This is a genomic window from Acidithiobacillus concretivorus, assembly GCF_018853445.1.
Taxonomy (GTDB): Bacteria; Pseudomonadota; Gammaproteobacteria; order Acidithiobacillales; family Acidithiobacillaceae; genus Acidithiobacillus; species Acidithiobacillus concretivorus.
On the sequence record NZ_JABELD010000055.1, the window covers coordinates 19,953 to 35,626 of the forward strand.

The window sequence follows — 15,674 nt, forward strand, 5'->3', positions numbered from 1 at the left end:
TGGGCGCTTCCTACCGCAGAACAACGGCTGTCCCGTAAGCTGTTACCTGGATGAATTCTTCGTTTTCTCCGCCACCCATGGAATATGCACCAAATCGGAAGCTCGTTATGGCGTTGGCCCCTGCTTTTTCTGCCTGGGCAATCATGGCTTCTACGGCAGACTGATTGGCGGTCATCACCAAATTCTCAAATCCACCCATTTTCCCGCCTGCAATCGCCCGTATTTTCCCCATGAAATTGCCCGCTTCGTTGCGCGACCGCACGGCGACACCGAAAACTGCGCCCAATGTTTGTTCGACGGATTTCCCGGCTATTACCGGGTCAGTAACAATCAGCATACTACCCCCTAATTTTGGCCTGTTTGTGGCGGCGGTTCATCCAGCAGCTTCAACATTCCTTTAAGTGAAACCAGATCCTCCAATGTGTAAGGAACGGCTCGCGGGAATTTTTCCGCACAAACCCTCAAATCTGGTGTGCAACCTTTGGGCAAATTCGCCAGAGTGAATGCCAACAGGTCTTCACCTTTCTGAGCCGTCGGACTCTCCGCTGTCTTTTCGGCAGGCTTTCTTTCATCTGTTCGATCTTCTGCGGATATTGTAGAGGATATTCTTTCTGCCGTTTTTTTTGCAGAATCCTGTAATTCCTTTATTACAGGTGTTTCTGCTGATTTTGCTGGCGACCTTGCCCTCAACTTCGGGAAGTAAGTATCAACATCTGCAAGCCCGCTATTGACTGCATTAACGATGGCAAGTTTAACCATCATAGTGCGATATTCTGCCGGTATAGACTCATACCAGTCTTTAAGAGCTATATCGTCCCGCCCTAGCGAAAAGGTGATTCTTGGATTGCTTCCCACTATCGCCCCCCTTAATTCCGCACATTGCGAATGTTCCAGAATCCTTCGCAGATACGTCGAAACCCCTCAGCTACGGCATATCTGGGGTCTTCTACCAGTTCGGCTTGTGGCCAGTATTTTTTCAAGCCGTCGAACATCAATTCGGCTCCACCGCCTGCTACCAGTATTCTTTCCAGTTTACGTCCGGAATCCCCTAGCTTGCTGGATACTGCATCAAAAATTTCCGATGAAAGTGCCTGCAATGCAATCTTGTTGTATGGCGAGGCATCAATTTGCTTGCCGTTATACTGAATTGTTCCTTTCCACAGCGCGTCATCGGCATCGAGATAGTCCACCTTGAACCCGTCCTCCCGAAGTTTTTTGAGCACCATATTGGCCGCACCACTCATCCCACGAGAAGAACCCGCAGCATCCTCGACCCAGCGCCCATCTAGTAGTGCCATGGAATCCGTTGTGTACCTGCCGATGGCCACAACGCCCAGGTTTTTCGTTACGTCCTCTCGCATCACCCCGTTTTCATCCATGATGTACCGCGATGAAACGCCGCTAGGCTCCTGATAGACCCGGACTTCTGCATCCGTGCAAGTTGAGACAATGTTTCGCATTTTCAGGTTTTCTTCCCGAAAAATTGAAGGCGGCAGCCCCGTTGCAATGCTGTCGATTTTGCCAGTGTCATCCATCACGATATTGACGGCACCCTGTACGAGCGCCTGGAACTCCGGCATATCCAGCCACCGGTCATGTAATCCGGCAACCTTGATGGATCCGGATTCGTGTATGGCTGTTTCGCCAATGAAGTAGTGATTACCGTTCACCGTGACCATTTCATTCGCCGCCCGTTCCGAAGCCTTACTGTCACTGATGGTCATGGCTGGAATCGCTACAGAGGGAAACATCCTCTTTTTGGTGGAACCATCCTTGCTTCGCCATGCAACTTTCACTGCCGAGTGACCAACATCAATTCCAACACACGTCATAACACCCCCCTCAAGCCCTGATTAACTAGAAACAGTTTTACACTATAACAAATGACATAGCACTGCAAGCGCACACCAGCACAGACCGACACCGCCAGACACACGTTAGCACTCATCTGCACAGAAACACACAACCGCGCACGGAAGCGCACAAAATGGCAATATTGCCGCAAATAAAAACCACTGTAAGTCACACCGAATAGCACAGACCGACACCGCCAGACACACGTTAGCACTCATCTGCACAGAAAAATCTTGATATAGTGTAAAATGATGCACAGACCGACACCGCCAGACACATTCATGCACCCACTAACACTGAACAGCTAAAAACTGCACGACACAACACAAAAATAAAACCGCATGACTACTCCACTAACCTTATATTATCATTGCTGCGCCAACATTCTGCTTACGGCTCCAAAATATGCCAAGAACCCCAAAAAATCCGATTCCAGAAGAAATTGCCAGTTTAGTTGCCCTTCCTGAAATTCGCTCACGCGCCCCTATTCCAGCCGGGAGCGACCAAAACATGACTGAATATCTCCGGACCCAGCTCACACGGACAATCCGCTTATTGGGTGAGATTGATGAGACACTGGCCCTTCATGGTCGGATACTGGACAGTTACCAGCCTAAGAGTAACGAAAAGATCGGATTGTTCTGGGATCGTCGGGAAGGCCGTATTAACGGTGCTCTACAGCCCTTGATGGTTCGTTGGCTCATGCGTCATTTTTCCGGTGGATACCGCTGGTTTTATACGGCGTTGCCATTAAAGGGGCTATCCCGCAAAGCGAAGAGCAAAGGCGGCTGGGGACTAGGTGTTGATCAAACGCGGGAATCTCTCAACCGGATGCAGGATTTGATTGAGCATCGCCGTCTAATCGTGCATCAGTGGAATTACCTGGCCAGGTCACTGACGCACGCAGAAGCCTATGCCCTCGATCTGAAGGCCGAACGTACATCCCTGCGCGATGCGATACCCAAGGGGCCATTCTATGCACAATCCCTGAAGTACAACCGACCTCCGGAATAGCAGGCAAAGAAAAACCCCAAAGCCAAGGCTGTGGGGTGGGGTGGGTTTAGTGCTTACGCGACCAGATCGCAATTCCCAGCGCGATGAATGCTAGAATTGTGAATAGCGAAAGCCCAGGAATATAGGGTATGTGTCCCATAAGTTAATCCTCCAGAATGATAATGGCGCTGAATTCTGTTAGCAAAAAAACGGAAGCAGACCACAGAACCAAGAACCATTGCTCACTAAAGTCTTTAAGTCCATGGTACCCAAAATACCCAAAGAATGCGATTCCGATGATACGGAATGTGGTTGCCAAATGATGTTTCTGATCATGGTTTAGTGACACGATAGAACCCTCCTTGTGTCGAAGTAAGTACCAAACACAAGAGGCTGGACAAGAAGTATGGAAAGGCGGTCGATTGGCAAAGAAAAACCCCGATGCCATAGCAAAGGGGTTGGGGTAGGGATAGTTAAGCTTGCGTGAGATGCGCCGAGAAAACCTTGCGAAGATCATTCTGAATCCGCGCACGATCCTGCTCTGTCGTTTCCTTTGGAGATGCGCCATTACGCATTTCGGCTAGATCTTCAGGGCTGGGGTAGTCCTCTGCAATGGCGGGATCAACCAGATCTAAAAAGAGCCTGGTGATGGCCATAGACAGAAGCCTTTGATCTGTTTCCCACGGATATTTAGCCCTGATTTCGGCAAGCATTTGCTTCATGCTCTGGACCTCATTATCGGTAAAGCCAGTTACTAGAAAGTCCACTGATAACCCTCCAAAAACAAAAGCTGTGGGGTGGGAACGCAGGTTTCCGTTTTTCAGTATCGGAAAATTTTTCCTAAGCCGTCTATAACTTTGGCGTTTTTGTCATCAGGGATGCGATCCCGCAAAAAATCCAATTCTGCAGGTGTGGGCATATCATGTGACACCTCATCCGGGAAAATATCGTCGTAAAGCCGATTGATGGCGATGTGAACAGCTTTGTTTTGCGACACGCCAAGGTGCTCGGAAACCCGCCTTAACGCTTCGTGGGTTGCACCAGTAACGGTCTTTTCTTCTTCAAATCTTACAGTTATTGCTTTTGTCATAGGTGAGCCTCCTGTGTTGTTGGTATCATAGTGATACCATGCTAATTTTTCAACTTAAAAGGCATTCTAGTCGGCAAAAAAAACCCCAAAGCCGAAGCGTTGGGGTGGGGGTAGGGGTAAAATTTTGATCCGTTACAAATCCGGATCCTTTATAGGTTCTAAAGCCTGTTCGACCACTTCAGCTTCAATAGGAAAATCATCAGTCATTTGCTCTTCAGTCTCGAACATCTTTTCCGCAAACGGAGAATCGGCAATAGCTATTTCCCGCCACATCAGCACGGGTTCACCATCTGGATCCTTTACCGGCTGCATATCTGAACCTTCAATGTCGTAATCAGCGACGACTATCTCAACCCCTGTTCTATCCGCTTCATCGTCCACATAGACGGCCTGTAGCAATCCACCTGATAAGCTGACCAATATCTTCATCGTAATCTCCTTGAGTTTGAGTGAGTACCAAACACAAGAGGCCGGACAAAAAGTATGGAAGCGCAGTCGAGGGGTGATGGGCAAAGAAAAACCCCAAAGCCAAGGCTGTGGGGTGGGGGTATGTATAAGACGTTAGGCAGACCGATGTTTCTTCGGCTGCCCTTCCTTATGCTCATGAGCATCCATCTTCGCCGAGCGAATGGCTATGAAAACTATGGGAACGCCAACGGAAACCAGTAACGCCAGCGTCATCAACTGCCAAAAAAGGATGTCATTCATCTAGCTATCCTCCTTCGATGAGTCGTAAGACATCAAAATCCAAGCTATAGCCTTTCCGATAAGGATAAACCCCCCAGCGACCAGGAATCCAGCATAATTACCATGAGTAATGGCGTTTGCCGATGCTAAAGACAAGTTGGTGAAGCCTCCGACCCAAGCGATCCGGTTGAATGTCCGGATCATGTCTTCCCGAACACGTTTATTAAACCGGAACATAATATTCCTCCATTGTTGAAATTACGCCGCAGCAGCCGCAGACCGCACTTCCGCAACTTCGGCAACCTTCTGAGCGAGATCCCAGAAGTATTCCTCTTTAGCCGCATTACGCGCAGCATTGAGGGTTTTCGGATCCTTGATGCCTGCAGCTTTCAGAGCCTCAACCGCAGTACGCACCTTGTCAGAGGCAATTTTGAAGTGGGGCTTGGTAGCCTTCACCTCATTACCACCTGCATCCTTGACGGAAGCCTTGAAGTTCGTGAACTTGCGGCCATCCTTGCGTTCCTCTTCGACCGGAAAGGCCGATAGAGATATTTCAGCGCCCAAGCCCAACTGCATAACAGCAGAACCGAGTTTTGGTACGAGGCTTTCACCAAACTCCGTACCGACATCAAGAGATAAGATGGTTACGGATCCACGTTCATCAGCCAGATCCACCCGAATCTTGCGATAGGTGTTGCCTTCCTTATCTTTTGTTTCCTTTGTGGAAACGCCTACTAACTTGCCGGAGAACTTGAACCGAAAGTCAGCCTTGGCTGCTTTCAGGTGTTCGCGGACCATTTTTGCCTGTTGCGCTTCATAGCCTTTTTTCCAGGCTGCATCTCCGATCTCTGTCTTGACCGCAGCCAAAACCTTGTTGGTGTTTTCGTCGTTGACCAAGATGAATGCGCCTGCCACTGTATTGTGCTGATACATGATAAATCTCCTTCTTAGGATTAAAAAAGAATCCGAACAGGATGTCCGGTATCGTTCCGCAAATAAGTGGGTGGACAAAAAGTATGGAAAGGCGGTTCTTGAATATTTACGGCGTATCCGTTATTTTGAAATCAGGCCAAAGAGCATCCCCCCTTCATGTTGGGGTGTGATCTCCTTCCCTACCTTGGGGTTTTCTTAAATTTTTGGCCAGTCAAGGACAGTCAGTTCCGGGTTCCGTTGCAAGGGCTGGCTGTGAGTAGAATTCCCCTTACTGTTCGAGGGCAGCGGACGCCAGCCCAGCGTGAACATCGGGCTTTAATTTTGTGCGACGCCCAAAGAAAAACCCCAAAGCCGAAGCGTTGGGGTGGGGGTTAGGAAGAATTACGGACAACAGATCAGTGCTTGTCCTCTTTCCGGATCAACGGGTAGATTAGTGCCGAGACAGCAAATACAGCAGCCCGCCACCAACAACAAAGCCAATAACCGTCATCGTTATTTCGTATGTTAAGGACATATTATCCTCTCAGTGCCTGTTGCCCATTTTGTTCAACAGGTAGAAAGAAACTGCGATGACAACAAACCCGATAGTCAACATGATCACATTATACCAGATCAACATCTTAGCACCCCCCTTTGCCCAGTATCATATACCCAATCACCTCAAATCCTGCCCATTCCAACAAGCACAATCCGACAGTTAGGTTTATGACAAGATCAACACCTTTGTCAGACAGAATAGCATGTACATCTGGCCCGGCCACTGCCGCAAAAAAAGCAATTCCGGCAATTCGGAAGCTGCCAGCCAGGTGTTTCGCCTGCTCACAGTTCAGATTCCACTTCCGGTTGACCGCATTCATACAGCCTCCTTGCGATTCCCGGTCATAACTTCCAGATACTCCGTCACCGTGATGGTGAGATTGGCAATGGGCTTCTTATCGACCCGGAAGGGCACGAATACTGCGATTGGACCGTAAGAACTACCCAGCCTAAAGAACCGGCACCCATCACTCCGCCAGGCGTTCTCTGCCTGGTCGAATTTTTCATCTGCCACCAAATGCCCCATAGCCACCGGACGTGCAACCAAAAGCCCGGATAGCCCGTCTATGGTCACTGCCCCGACATCCAGCCCGGAATCAGGCAAGACGTAAGGATCCCCGACAGATTCTCTCCGGCCTTCCCGAAGATCATTAACCGCCTTCTGGAACACCCAGGCTTTTTCTTTCACCCAGGCCAGATAATCCGCTTCGGAAATATCTTCGATGGGCGGGGTAAGTGGCGCGATCAGGTCCAGTTTGGCCTGACACCAACGCCGGATTGCCGCGAGATCGTTGCCCTTGTCGATTATGGAAATGATGTCCTTCGCAGCCACCATATCATCCCCGTCGGTCACGATCAGATCCTCGGTCTTCCCGCCCTTGCGAAAGCGCGAATATTCGGTTTCGGCGTCATACTCGAAATATTCCGAAGAAGTCCTATCATACGGAATCCCCAGAGTATCAAATTCATCGCAAACCCACGGAATCCCATCTCTGGCTTCATCTTCCGCATACGAAGCGGTTTCGTTGCCTGAAAACTTCAGGGAACTATCATCGGCCAGTCCCGGAATATACTTAACAGCCCACTCCGGAAATTTCACATCACCATAATAACGATCACTCATGACAAATCTCCTTATTGAGAAAAAAATGAATCCGAACGGGATGCTCGGAAGAGTTCCGGAGATAAGTGGGTGGACAAAAAGTATGGATAGGCAGTTGAGAGGAAAAAAGACAAAGAAAAACCCCAAAGCCGAAGCGTTGGGGTGGGGGTAAGGTTAGAAACGCCTAAAGAATTAGGCAAAAGTACGGAACGCACCGATCATGGCGGTGCCGATCTGATTCATTTCCCCGTGAGATACGCGGTCCTTGGCAAAGTCAAAGCCCTGTAACGTGCCGATTAAGACATATCGGACTTCGACCCCATGATTCATCAGGGCATCGTCGATAGTTTTGGTTTCGGACTCGTTCGCTCCGCCGTCGGTTAGAACCAGCAGCAGTTTGCGATCCGTTTCAGCCTCGCAGACAAGCTGCTTACCTGCCTCGGACATTGCCTTGGGGAGTTCCGTGTATCCACCACCGTGGACCAGCCAGGGATCTTTTGGAGAGAGCGGCGCACTGGAGTACGCTTTTCCTGGGTAATAATCATCATCGAACCAGGATACTGACCACTCTATCCCTAACGCACTGAAAAGCTGAACCAGAGCCAAAGCGCCGGCGTTAGACCAATAGTTGCTTTCTTTGGCTTCAGTTATAGATCCCATGCTACCGCTGGCATCCATCAACAAGTGAACGGTCATGGAGCGACTATCGCCGTCCACTCTGTTTCTGAATACGCGCCCGGTGGTTTGGACGTTATACAGGGAGCTGGGTGCCACACCCGCTGTTCCGGTGCGTGATACCCATTCCTCCTCTTGCGCCTTGGCCCAGAGTTTCGCTTCCAACGGCCCCGCTACCTTACGGTACACCCGCTTGGCCTCTTCTTTGCAGTAAAGCAATCGCCGAGCTAACTCGTTGTCCTTTATGGGACTGACCATGGTTTTTCTCATGGGAATATCATAAGAGCAGGTCTGCTTGCCTGCATCAGCAGGGAGCATTTCTGCCAGGTCCGTCTGATGAAGATCATCTTCCCCGGATTCTGCAGCCTGTTTCGCTGCCATTTTCTGTGGATCCTGATCTGCATCCTCACTGGAATCAGAGCGGGATTTGCCGGGTTTGGAACCGGGTTTGGATGAATACGCATCCTCACCCTGGGTTTCACCAGCATCATCAGAATTGGAATCATCCGAATCCGCGTCACCATCATCCTGATTTTCTTCCGAACCGGAACCATCGCCAGAGGATTCTCCAGAATCCTGCTGTGATTCAGACTGGGATTGTTCATTTTCCCCGTCTTCATCATTATTCCCGGCGTTTTCCCCAGCCAGCAGGCGGCATATTTCATCCGCTGCATACCACGGAGCCTCTGGATTGTTCGCAACCACCGCTTTATTCGCAATGGCCACAATCTGAACCCAAAGATCCTGCCCAAAGGTTTTGATAGCTTGCTTCTCCCAGGACTCTGCAATGGCATCCAAATCATGCTGCCCCAGAAAGTGTGCCCGGTAATGAAAGAGCAGGGCGAACAAGACCAGATTGCCCGGTTTTGTATTCCGCGAAGGATTCCGAAACCATCCCTCACGAATGGCAAACGTCACCAGGGCGTCCAGAAACCTCCTGGAACCTGGGTAACGCTTGAAACCCCTGTTCTCTATCCGTGCGTCCTCCAGAGCGTTCTGGAGGCGTTTCTTGAGGGCTGTGAGAGCTATTCCTTCGGGTGGCATCCCTTTGAGCCTTCCGCCGAGATAGGTGTCCCTGATGTGAAATGCCTCATGGCATACCAGACCCAATGTGACATTGGCCCGTTCTTCCTGAGCCATGACCGGAAGGACGGGCAGAATCACCCGTTTGCCGTTCGTGTAGGCAGTGGATGCGCTAGGGTCCACCTCTACCGATATTCCCCCCATGCTTTTACCAATGGCCGCCGCAACGATTTGTAGTGCCTTCATCGTAATCTCCTTGTGTCGAAGTGAATTCCAAACACAAGGGGCTGGACAAAAAGTATGGAACGGCAGGTGCCGGGGCTTTTGGAAAAAAGATTGGAAAACTGCCAGCGGCTTCGAGCAGTTTATAGCAGTCTTGGTTAAATCTATGCAATATAATGTGATACGCTTCGGGGCTGTCGAGAATTATTTTGTTAAAACAAAGTGTTGCGGGCGAATTTTGGCCTCTTCTACATATAATTGGTTATGCGTAGAGGTCAAGGCCCTATCACAGCCAGGGAAGATCGCGCACGGACGCGCAAACCCAGTTGTTCAGGCTTCCTGAAAACGGGTTTTGGCTGTCTAAAAAGGCAGTTTTAAGGCATGACAAAACAAGCGGTTAAGATTGCCTTGCGGTTGTTTTTTATTAGACAAATAATTTTACAAAATTATTAAAAAACAACCAACTAAAGCGTATTTCAGACATGATGCTGCATCATGGGGGTGTGCTTCGCGCTTGGTTCAGCGGAGCGCATGGTGAGCGGGTTGCCTGTGCAAATCAATATTCATATTGCGCAGAGGATAGCGCAGGACAAGGAGTCGCGGCTACGAAGCGGTACGAATGTATCAGCCCCGGTTGCCGCCGCCAAAAATTTCCAGCAGGGCCATAAACAGGTTGATGATATCCAGATACAGGCCAACTACCAGCAGGACGGGCTCCTGAATGCCGCCGCGCACCATGCGCTGGGTGTCAAACAGAATCAGACCGCTGAACACCAGTACCAGAACGCCGGCAATAGCCAGTTGCAGGGCTGGCAGATGCAGCAGGAACATGTTCAGCAAAGACACGACAATGGCCAGAATCAGTCCGGTGATGAGGAATCCACCGATGTTGCTGAAATCCCGGCGGGTGGTCATGGCGTAGGCGGACAGGCCGATAAACATGGCTGCCGTAGTGCCCAGCGCTTCGGCAATGACGGTGGCTCCGTTGGGCATCCGCAAGTACATTTCAATCGCGGGACCCATCATCATGCCCATGCCGGCGGCAAAGAGGAAAACCAGCGGTATGGCAAAAGGACTGCGGTGCGCACCGGTAAACTGCACGGCAAACAGCAGGGCAAAAGAGCCAATCATCAGGATGAAGGGGTGCTCATAGGCAAACGGTGAGCTCATTCCATACACCGCAGCAATGGCCGAAACGACCAGGGTCGCAGCCAGCAGCGCGTAGGTCTTCCCCAGCAATGCGCCAATGGACGTGCCAGTACGGCTTCCCTGGGGGTTCATGCTGTCGGGAAACTGATAGGGGTTCTGATCCTGATTCATTAACGGACTCCTTCAAACAAGCAACGTGCTTGGGTATGCCTCAAGAATGGGGGTTTCTGTTCGATAAATCAATGGTCCTGCTGAACTTTCAACAAAGCAGATCGGGGCTAAGAGTCTGGCAGCGGCGAAAAGTTCCGGCAGTTATCGGCGATTTGTGACTTGCCCATTGCTGAACACATCATTACCCTGCAATTCTTTTCTTTGAATGATGATGGAGCCAGCATGCGCGCACTGATTTTTGACACGGAAACCACGGGGCGGGTGGAGCCCGATCTGATCGAAGCGGCCTGGCTGGCAGTCAGTGATCTCAAGACCCTGGAAGTAGAAGAACAGTTTGTGCAGCGTTATCGCCCGGATAAGCCCATTGAGATGGGGGCCATGGCGGTACACCATATTCTTGAAGAAGAACTGCTGGATTGTCCTTCGGCACGGACGTTCACTTTGCCGGAAGATACGGGTTATCTGATAGGGCATAGTATTGATTATGACTGGGGCGTGATTGGCAAGCCCGATGTCAAACGCATTTGCACGTATGCGATGACCCGCAAATTGTGGCCGGAAGTGGATAGTCACTCCCAGTCGGCACTCATGTTTCATTTTAGCAAGGACCGCAAAAAAACGCGGGATAATCTGAAAAATGCCCATTCGGCCCTGGCCGATGTGAAATTTTGCCGGATTTTGCTCAACAAGGTGATTCTGGCGGTGCGCCCTTCTTCCTGGGAAGACTTGTGGGAGTTCAGTGAGCGTGCCCGTATTCCCGAAACCATGCCTTTTGGTAAGCATAAGGGCGTCAAAATTATTGATCTGCCGGATGACTATCGTAAATGGGCGCTGAATAATCTGACCGATATGGACTTTTATTTGCGCAAGGCACTGGAAAGCTGAGCACGCAGTACCGCTTCCAGCAGTAATGCCCCGCACTGGGCGGCGCTATGGCCGGCGGCGATAATGCCGTCTTCATGCCCCGCCATTTGCAGTAACACCGGTAGATGAGCATTGCGGATAATGCTGCTGATAGCCTCGGCCATGGCGGGGGTCCCATATTCCGCGTCCAGAGGGGTGGCAGGCAGGTCCAGTTGGGCGGCAGCCTGCCAGAGTATCGGGCTGTGCACATGAAATACCCAATGAATGTCAGAGTGGGCGGCGTAACAGGCCGCATGGCTCAGAGCTTCGGAAGAAGGCGGCTGTGGTCCTCTGGCATGGATTTCATTGCGCAGGATATCCCAGCCTGTCACGGTGCAGAAATGATGCGCGCTCAGGGTTGGGAGTCCCCCGGTTTGGGTGGCACTAACCAGAAATCCCTGCGGGCTGCGGCAGCTTACATTTCCAAAACCGATGCCACCATAGCGCTGGGGGTCGGCACCGATCAGCTGGCGGGCAAAAAAAACATCACGCCAGTCTTGTAAGGTAGTCATTTCGGCCTGATCGGGCGCAGCGGCCGGGGTCCAGTGCAACAGGAATTTGGTGACGCCTTCTTCGGGTGGGTTGGCAGTGTTCATGGGTTTTAACGCCGGACAAATATTTTCTGGAGGAGACGGTACCAGCCGGGGAGGGGGACCGGGCCGGATTGGGTGGTTTGGGCTCTGGCCGCTGTTTTGCCAGATCGGGTTGGGCGCTCGGGCAGGGCTACATCCGGCGGGTAAATATCTACCAGGGTGGCCCCCCAACTGCTGCGGTCATTGGCCAGACGAAAATTTTTGACCATGGGTTCTCGGCGCAGCAAGGCATGGACGGTTTCGCGGAGCACACCTTTGCCCTTGCCGTGGATGATGCGGATTTCAGTGATGCCGACAGCGCGGCAACTGCGTAAATATTCCCGAACCAGATCAGGTACCTCTTTGGGCCGGAAGGCATGGAGATCAAGAACGCCATCTATTGCGCTTTTGAAAATCGGTTCCGGCGCTTGCGTCAAAGCAGAATCCTCTCAATGCCTCCCTGTCGGGTGGCGTCAATAAAGCCTTGCTGCCACTGTCCGCCGAGAATTTTACGGGCCAGCTCCACGACAATGTAGTCTGTATCCAGGCCGGTATCTTCCCGGTAGCGCTCCAGACCCTGCTGACAAGCCGGACAACTGGTCAGCAGACGGACATTGTTATCTACGGCTTTGTCACTGCCGGTCAGCTGGAAAACCCCTTCTTTCAGCACTTCTTCCTTGCGGAAACGTAACTGGGTGGCAATGTCCGGTCGACTGCTGGCCAGCGTTCCGGCTTCACCACAGCAGCGCGCCGATTCCAGCACTTCCTGACCCAGCAGCCGACTGGCGACAGCCTGGGGCTTGTGGGTTTTCATGGGGCTATGGCAGGGGTCGTGATACAAATATTGCACACCTGCAACGCCTTCCAGGGCAATGCCTTGTTCCATAAGATATTCATGAATATCCAGCAGGCGGCAACCCGGAAATATTTGCTCAAACTGGTATTGCAGCAGTTGATCCATGCAGGTACCGCAGGAGACAATAACGGTTTTAATATCCAAATAATTCAGCGTGTTGGCGACCCGGTGGAAGAGCACCTGATTACGCACGGAAATTTCCTGCCCTTTGTCTTCCTGCCCCCCGGCTGTCTGGGGATAACCGCAGCAGAGATAACCGGGTGGCAGGACGGTTTGCGCACCCACATGATGGAGCATGGCGAGTGTCGCCAGACCAATGTCGCTGAACAACCGCTCGCTGCCGCATCCCGGAAAATAAAACACGGCGTCACTGTCGTCAGTGACTTTGGCGCTATCACGGATAATAGGCACGGTTTTGTCATCGACAATAGCCAGTAACTGGCGCATGGTCTGGGCACCCATTTTGGTGGGCAGGGGTTTGCGTAAAAAATGAATGACTTCCGTACGCATGCTGGCCTTGCCGGTAGTGGCCGGTGGCGGACCCTTGGGTAGCAAGGGCTTGACGATGTCATGGGCCAATGCCTGGGCCTTGAACATGGTTTGCAAAACCCATTGGCGCATGAAGTGTACCTTGCCGGGTTCAGTGGCATTCAGGTAGTTCATGGCCAGGCGGGTCCCCATGTTGAAGGACTTTTCACCACGCGCCCGAAGAATGTTGCGCATGTGAATGGAGACCTTGCCGAAATCAATATCCACCGGACAGGGCGTCATACATTTGTGACAGGTGGTACAGTGATCGGCGACATCATTCATCGCTTCAAAATGCTGCCGTGAAACACCCCGCCGGGTTTGTTCTTCGTACAAAAAGGCTTCAATCAGCAGGCCGGTCGCCAGAATTTTGTTGCGCGGCGAATAGAGCAGATTGGCACGGGGAATGTGGGTCATGCAGACCGGTTTGCACTTGCCGCAACGCAGGCAATCTTTGATTTCGCGATTGAGTTCGCCAAGCTCGCTGGCTTCGAGGAGCAGCGCTTCCTGTTCCACCAATTGCAGGGAGGGGGTGTAGGCGTTGTCCAGACCGGAGCCTGCCAGCAGCTTGCCCGGATTAAAGATATTATCGGGATCTACTTCGGCCTTGTAGTGGGCGAAGGCGGCTATTTTTTCCGGTTCCAGCCAGCGCATTTTGGTAATACCAATGCCGTGTTCGCCGGAAATGACGCCGCCCAGCTCCAGGGCGATGGCCATGATCCGGTCCACCACCTCGTCCGCTTCATGGAGCATGCGATGATTACTGGATAAAACCGGGATGTTGGTGTGAATGTTGCCATCACCCGCATGCATATGCAGAGCGACGAACAGGCGGGCGCGTTTGTGCTCTGCGTGAATTTCCCGGGTCCGCTCGCGCAGGGCATTAAAGGCGTCCCCCGCAAACAGCGCTTCCAGTGGCCGTCCTACCCGCTCCCGATAGCTGACCCGCAAAGCGCCGCGCAGCAGCAAGTCGATGAGGGTTTCTGGCGGCTGCAGTGCCGGAGCGGACTGTACATCGAGCAGTTCCGGGTGTAATAGGGCAGAGTCATCCAGATGCTTGCGCAGGGATTCCCAACGTTGTCGGGTATCCTCAATCAGGGCAAGGGCTGCGGTTCTTTTGGCGGCGACAATAGCCTGATCTTCACTGGAATCTTCGTAATCCTTGGCTTTGCGGATTTCAGCCAGATCACCATTGAAATAGACTTCCAGCGCCGCGAGACTGCGCAATTTGCTGCTGATGGATTGTTCTATATTGATGCGTTCTACGGCGCGCGTATAAGCACCCAGCTGCTCCAGGGGAATTACCACATCTTCATTGATTTTGAAGGCGTTGGTATGGGCGGATATGGCGGCGGTACGGCTGCGGTCTGCCCAGAAGCGCCGTCGCGATTCGGGCGTGGTAGCTACGAAGCCTTCGCCGCCCCGGGCATTGGCAATACGCACGACTGCTGCCGCCGTGGCTCCGGCCGCATCGGGATCATCGCTGGCAATGTCCGCAAGCAGGAGCATTTTGGGGCGCTCGTGGCGGGGGGCCTTGTTACTGTATTTAATGGCTTTCAGATACCGGTCGTCAAGATGCTCCAGTCCGGTCAGCAGAACATTGTTCTGGCTTTCCACGAAGGATTTCACTTCGACGATGGCGGGCACTGCGGCATTCAGGTCGCTTCCATAAAACTCCAGGCAAACCGTGCGAATATGGGCGGGCATACGATGCAGCAGGAAACGTCCGGAAGTGATGATGCCATCGCAGCCTTCTTTCTGAATGCCTGGGAGTCCGCCGAGGAATTTGTCGGTCACATCTTTACCCAGTCCCGGCTTGCGGAAGCTGGCGCCCGGCAGGGTGAGTTTTGTTGGCTCACCCAATGGCGATTTGCCATCGGCAGCAAAGCGTTTGAGCAGGAAATCGACCTGCGGCTGATCATGAATCTTGCCGAGGTTATGGTTCAGACGTTCCACTTCCAGCCAGTTACCATCGGGGGTGACCATGCGCCAGGAGATTAAATTATCCAGGGCCGTCCCCCAGAGTACCGCTTTTTTGCCACCGGCATTCATGGCGATATTGCCGCCAATGGTGGAAGCGTCCATGGAGGTGGGGTCTACCGCGAATACCAGTCCGGCGGCATCGGCGGCATCGGCGACCACTTTGGTGACGACGCCCGCACCCGCGACCATGCTGGGAACCGCTGTGTCCAGTCCCGCCGGAGTGTACGCTTCGATCACTGAAATCTGCTCCAGTTTTTCAGTGTTAATAACAGCAGTATGACGCCGGAGAGGAATGGCACCGCCAGTATAACCGGTACCGCCGCCGCGTGGGATGATGGACAGACCCAGTTCCCGGCAGGCAGCGACCATGCCTTGCACTTCGGATTCATTGGCGGG

General features: G+C 52.2%; 17 protein-coding genes. 2 read left to right on the forward strand and 15 right to left on the reverse strand.

Features of this window, described 5'->3' with window-relative positions:
* Positions 1 to 10: 10 nt before the first annotated feature.
* From HJG40_RS07895 to HJG40_RS07905, 3 genes are read right to left on the reverse strand one after another with little or no spacing between them, the layout of a single operon-like run.
* On the reverse strand, positions 11 to 337 hold the full coding sequence (locus tag HJG40_RS07895; RefSeq protein WP_215863681.1) for a YbjQ family protein: 327 nt from the start codon (positions 335 to 337) through the stop codon (positions 11 to 13).
* An 8-nt stretch (positions 338 to 345) separates the two neighbouring features.
* Entirely contained in the window at positions 346 to 855 is a 510-nt protein-coding gene (locus HJG40_RS07900; protein WP_215863682.1) for a hypothetical protein, read from the reverse strand.
* 11 nt (positions 856 to 866) lie between these two features.
* Positions 867 to 1,832: a ParM/StbA family protein gene (locus HJG40_RS07905; protein ID WP_215863683.1), complete on the reverse strand. Its 966-nt coding sequence runs from the start codon at positions 1,830 to 1,832 to the stop codon at positions 867 to 869.
* Between the two features lie 532 nt (positions 1,833 to 2,364).
* Here HJG40_RS07905 and HJG40_RS07910 point away from each other — a divergent pair.
* The gene (locus tag HJG40_RS07910; RefSeq protein WP_215863684.1) at positions 2,365 to 2,868 is read left to right on the forward strand and encodes a hypothetical protein; all 504 of its coding nucleotides are present in this window, start codon (positions 2,365 to 2,367) and stop codon (positions 2,866 to 2,868) included.
* Positions 2,869 to 3,320: 452 nt separating this feature from the next.
* Here the strand turns inward: HJG40_RS07910 and HJG40_RS07915 are convergent, their stop codons facing one another.
* The 9 genes from HJG40_RS07915 to HJG40_RS07955 all read right to left on the reverse strand — a co-directional run bounded on the left by HJG40_RS07915 (position 3,321) and on the right by HJG40_RS07955 (position 10,436).
* A complete protein-coding gene (locus HJG40_RS07915) occupies positions 3,321 to 3,569 on the reverse strand; it encodes a hypothetical protein (protein WP_215863685.1) in 249 nt (82 codons plus the stop codon).
* 98 nt (positions 3,570 to 3,667) lie between these two features.
* Positions 3,668 to 3,937, reverse strand: coding sequence for a hypothetical protein (locus HJG40_RS07920; protein WP_215863686.1), 270 nt, complete (start codon positions 3,935 to 3,937; stop codon positions 3,668 to 3,670).
* Positions 3,938 to 4,069: 132 nt separating this feature from the next.
* Positions 4,070 to 4,366, reverse strand: a complete 297-nt coding sequence (locus tag HJG40_RS07925) for a hypothetical protein (RefSeq protein ID WP_215863687.1) — start codon at positions 4,364 to 4,366, stop codon at positions 4,070 to 4,072.
* Between the two features lie 132 nt (positions 4,367 to 4,498).
* Positions 4,499 to 4,645, reverse strand: a complete 147-nt coding sequence (locus tag HJG40_RS07930) for a hypothetical protein (protein ID WP_215863688.1) — start codon at positions 4,643 to 4,645, stop codon at positions 4,499 to 4,501.
* 237 nt (positions 4,646 to 4,882) lie between these two features.
* Positions 4,883 to 5,557 (reverse strand): hypothetical protein, encoded by a 675-nt coding sequence (locus tag HJG40_RS07935; RefSeq protein WP_215863689.1) that lies wholly within the window; start codon positions 5,555 to 5,557, stop codon positions 4,883 to 4,885.
* Positions 5,558 to 6,177: 620 nt separating this feature from the next.
* On the reverse strand, positions 6,178 to 6,414 hold the full coding sequence (locus tag HJG40_RS07940) for a hypothetical protein (RefSeq protein WP_215863690.1): 237 nt from the start codon (positions 6,412 to 6,414) through the stop codon (positions 6,178 to 6,180).
* Positions 6,411 to 7,217 (reverse strand): hypothetical protein, encoded by an 807-nt coding sequence (locus HJG40_RS07945; RefSeq protein WP_215863691.1) that lies wholly within the window; start codon positions 7,215 to 7,217, stop codon positions 6,411 to 6,413. Before HJG40_RS07945 ends, HJG40_RS07940 begins: the two co-directional genes overlap by 4 nt.
* A gap of 171 nt (positions 7,218 to 7,388) precedes the next feature.
* Positions 7,389 to 9,140 (reverse strand): hypothetical protein, encoded by a 1,752-nt coding sequence (locus HJG40_RS07950; protein WP_215863692.1) that lies wholly within the window; start codon positions 9,138 to 9,140, stop codon positions 7,389 to 7,391.
* 600 nt (positions 9,141 to 9,740) lie between these two features.
* Positions 9,741 to 10,436 (reverse strand): Bax inhibitor-1/YccA family protein, encoded by a 696-nt coding sequence (locus HJG40_RS07955; RefSeq protein ID WP_215863693.1) that lies wholly within the window; start codon positions 10,434 to 10,436, stop codon positions 9,741 to 9,743.
* A gap of 222 nt (positions 10,437 to 10,658) precedes the next feature.
* On the opposite strand from HJG40_RS07955, the gene HJG40_RS07960 reads away from it, so the two are divergent.
* A complete protein-coding gene (locus tag HJG40_RS07960; protein ID WP_215863694.1) occupies positions 10,659 to 11,321 on the forward strand; it encodes a putative quorum-sensing-regulated virulence factor in 663 nt (220 codons plus the stop codon).
* On the opposite strand, the gene HJG40_RS07965 is transcribed toward HJG40_RS07960, so the two are convergent.
* From HJG40_RS07965 to HJG40_RS07975, 3 genes are all read right to left on the reverse strand, one after another.
* Positions 11,294 to 11,935 (reverse strand): class II aldolase/adducin family protein, encoded by a 642-nt coding sequence (locus HJG40_RS07965; protein WP_215863695.1) that lies wholly within the window; start codon positions 11,933 to 11,935, stop codon positions 11,294 to 11,296. The genes HJG40_RS07960 and HJG40_RS07965 overlap by 28 nt on opposite strands.
* 5 nt (positions 11,936 to 11,940) lie before the next feature.
* Positions 11,941 to 12,348, reverse strand: a complete 408-nt coding sequence (locus tag HJG40_RS07970) for a Smr/MutS family protein (RefSeq protein ID WP_215863696.1) — start codon at positions 12,346 to 12,348, stop codon at positions 11,941 to 11,943.
* Positions 12,345 to 15,674, reverse strand: a 3,330-nt coding sequence (locus tag HJG40_RS07975) for an FAD-binding and (Fe-S)-binding domain-containing protein (protein WP_215863697.1), incomplete at its 5' end; no start/stop codon positions are given. The genes HJG40_RS07970 and HJG40_RS07975, both read right to left, overlap by 4 nt.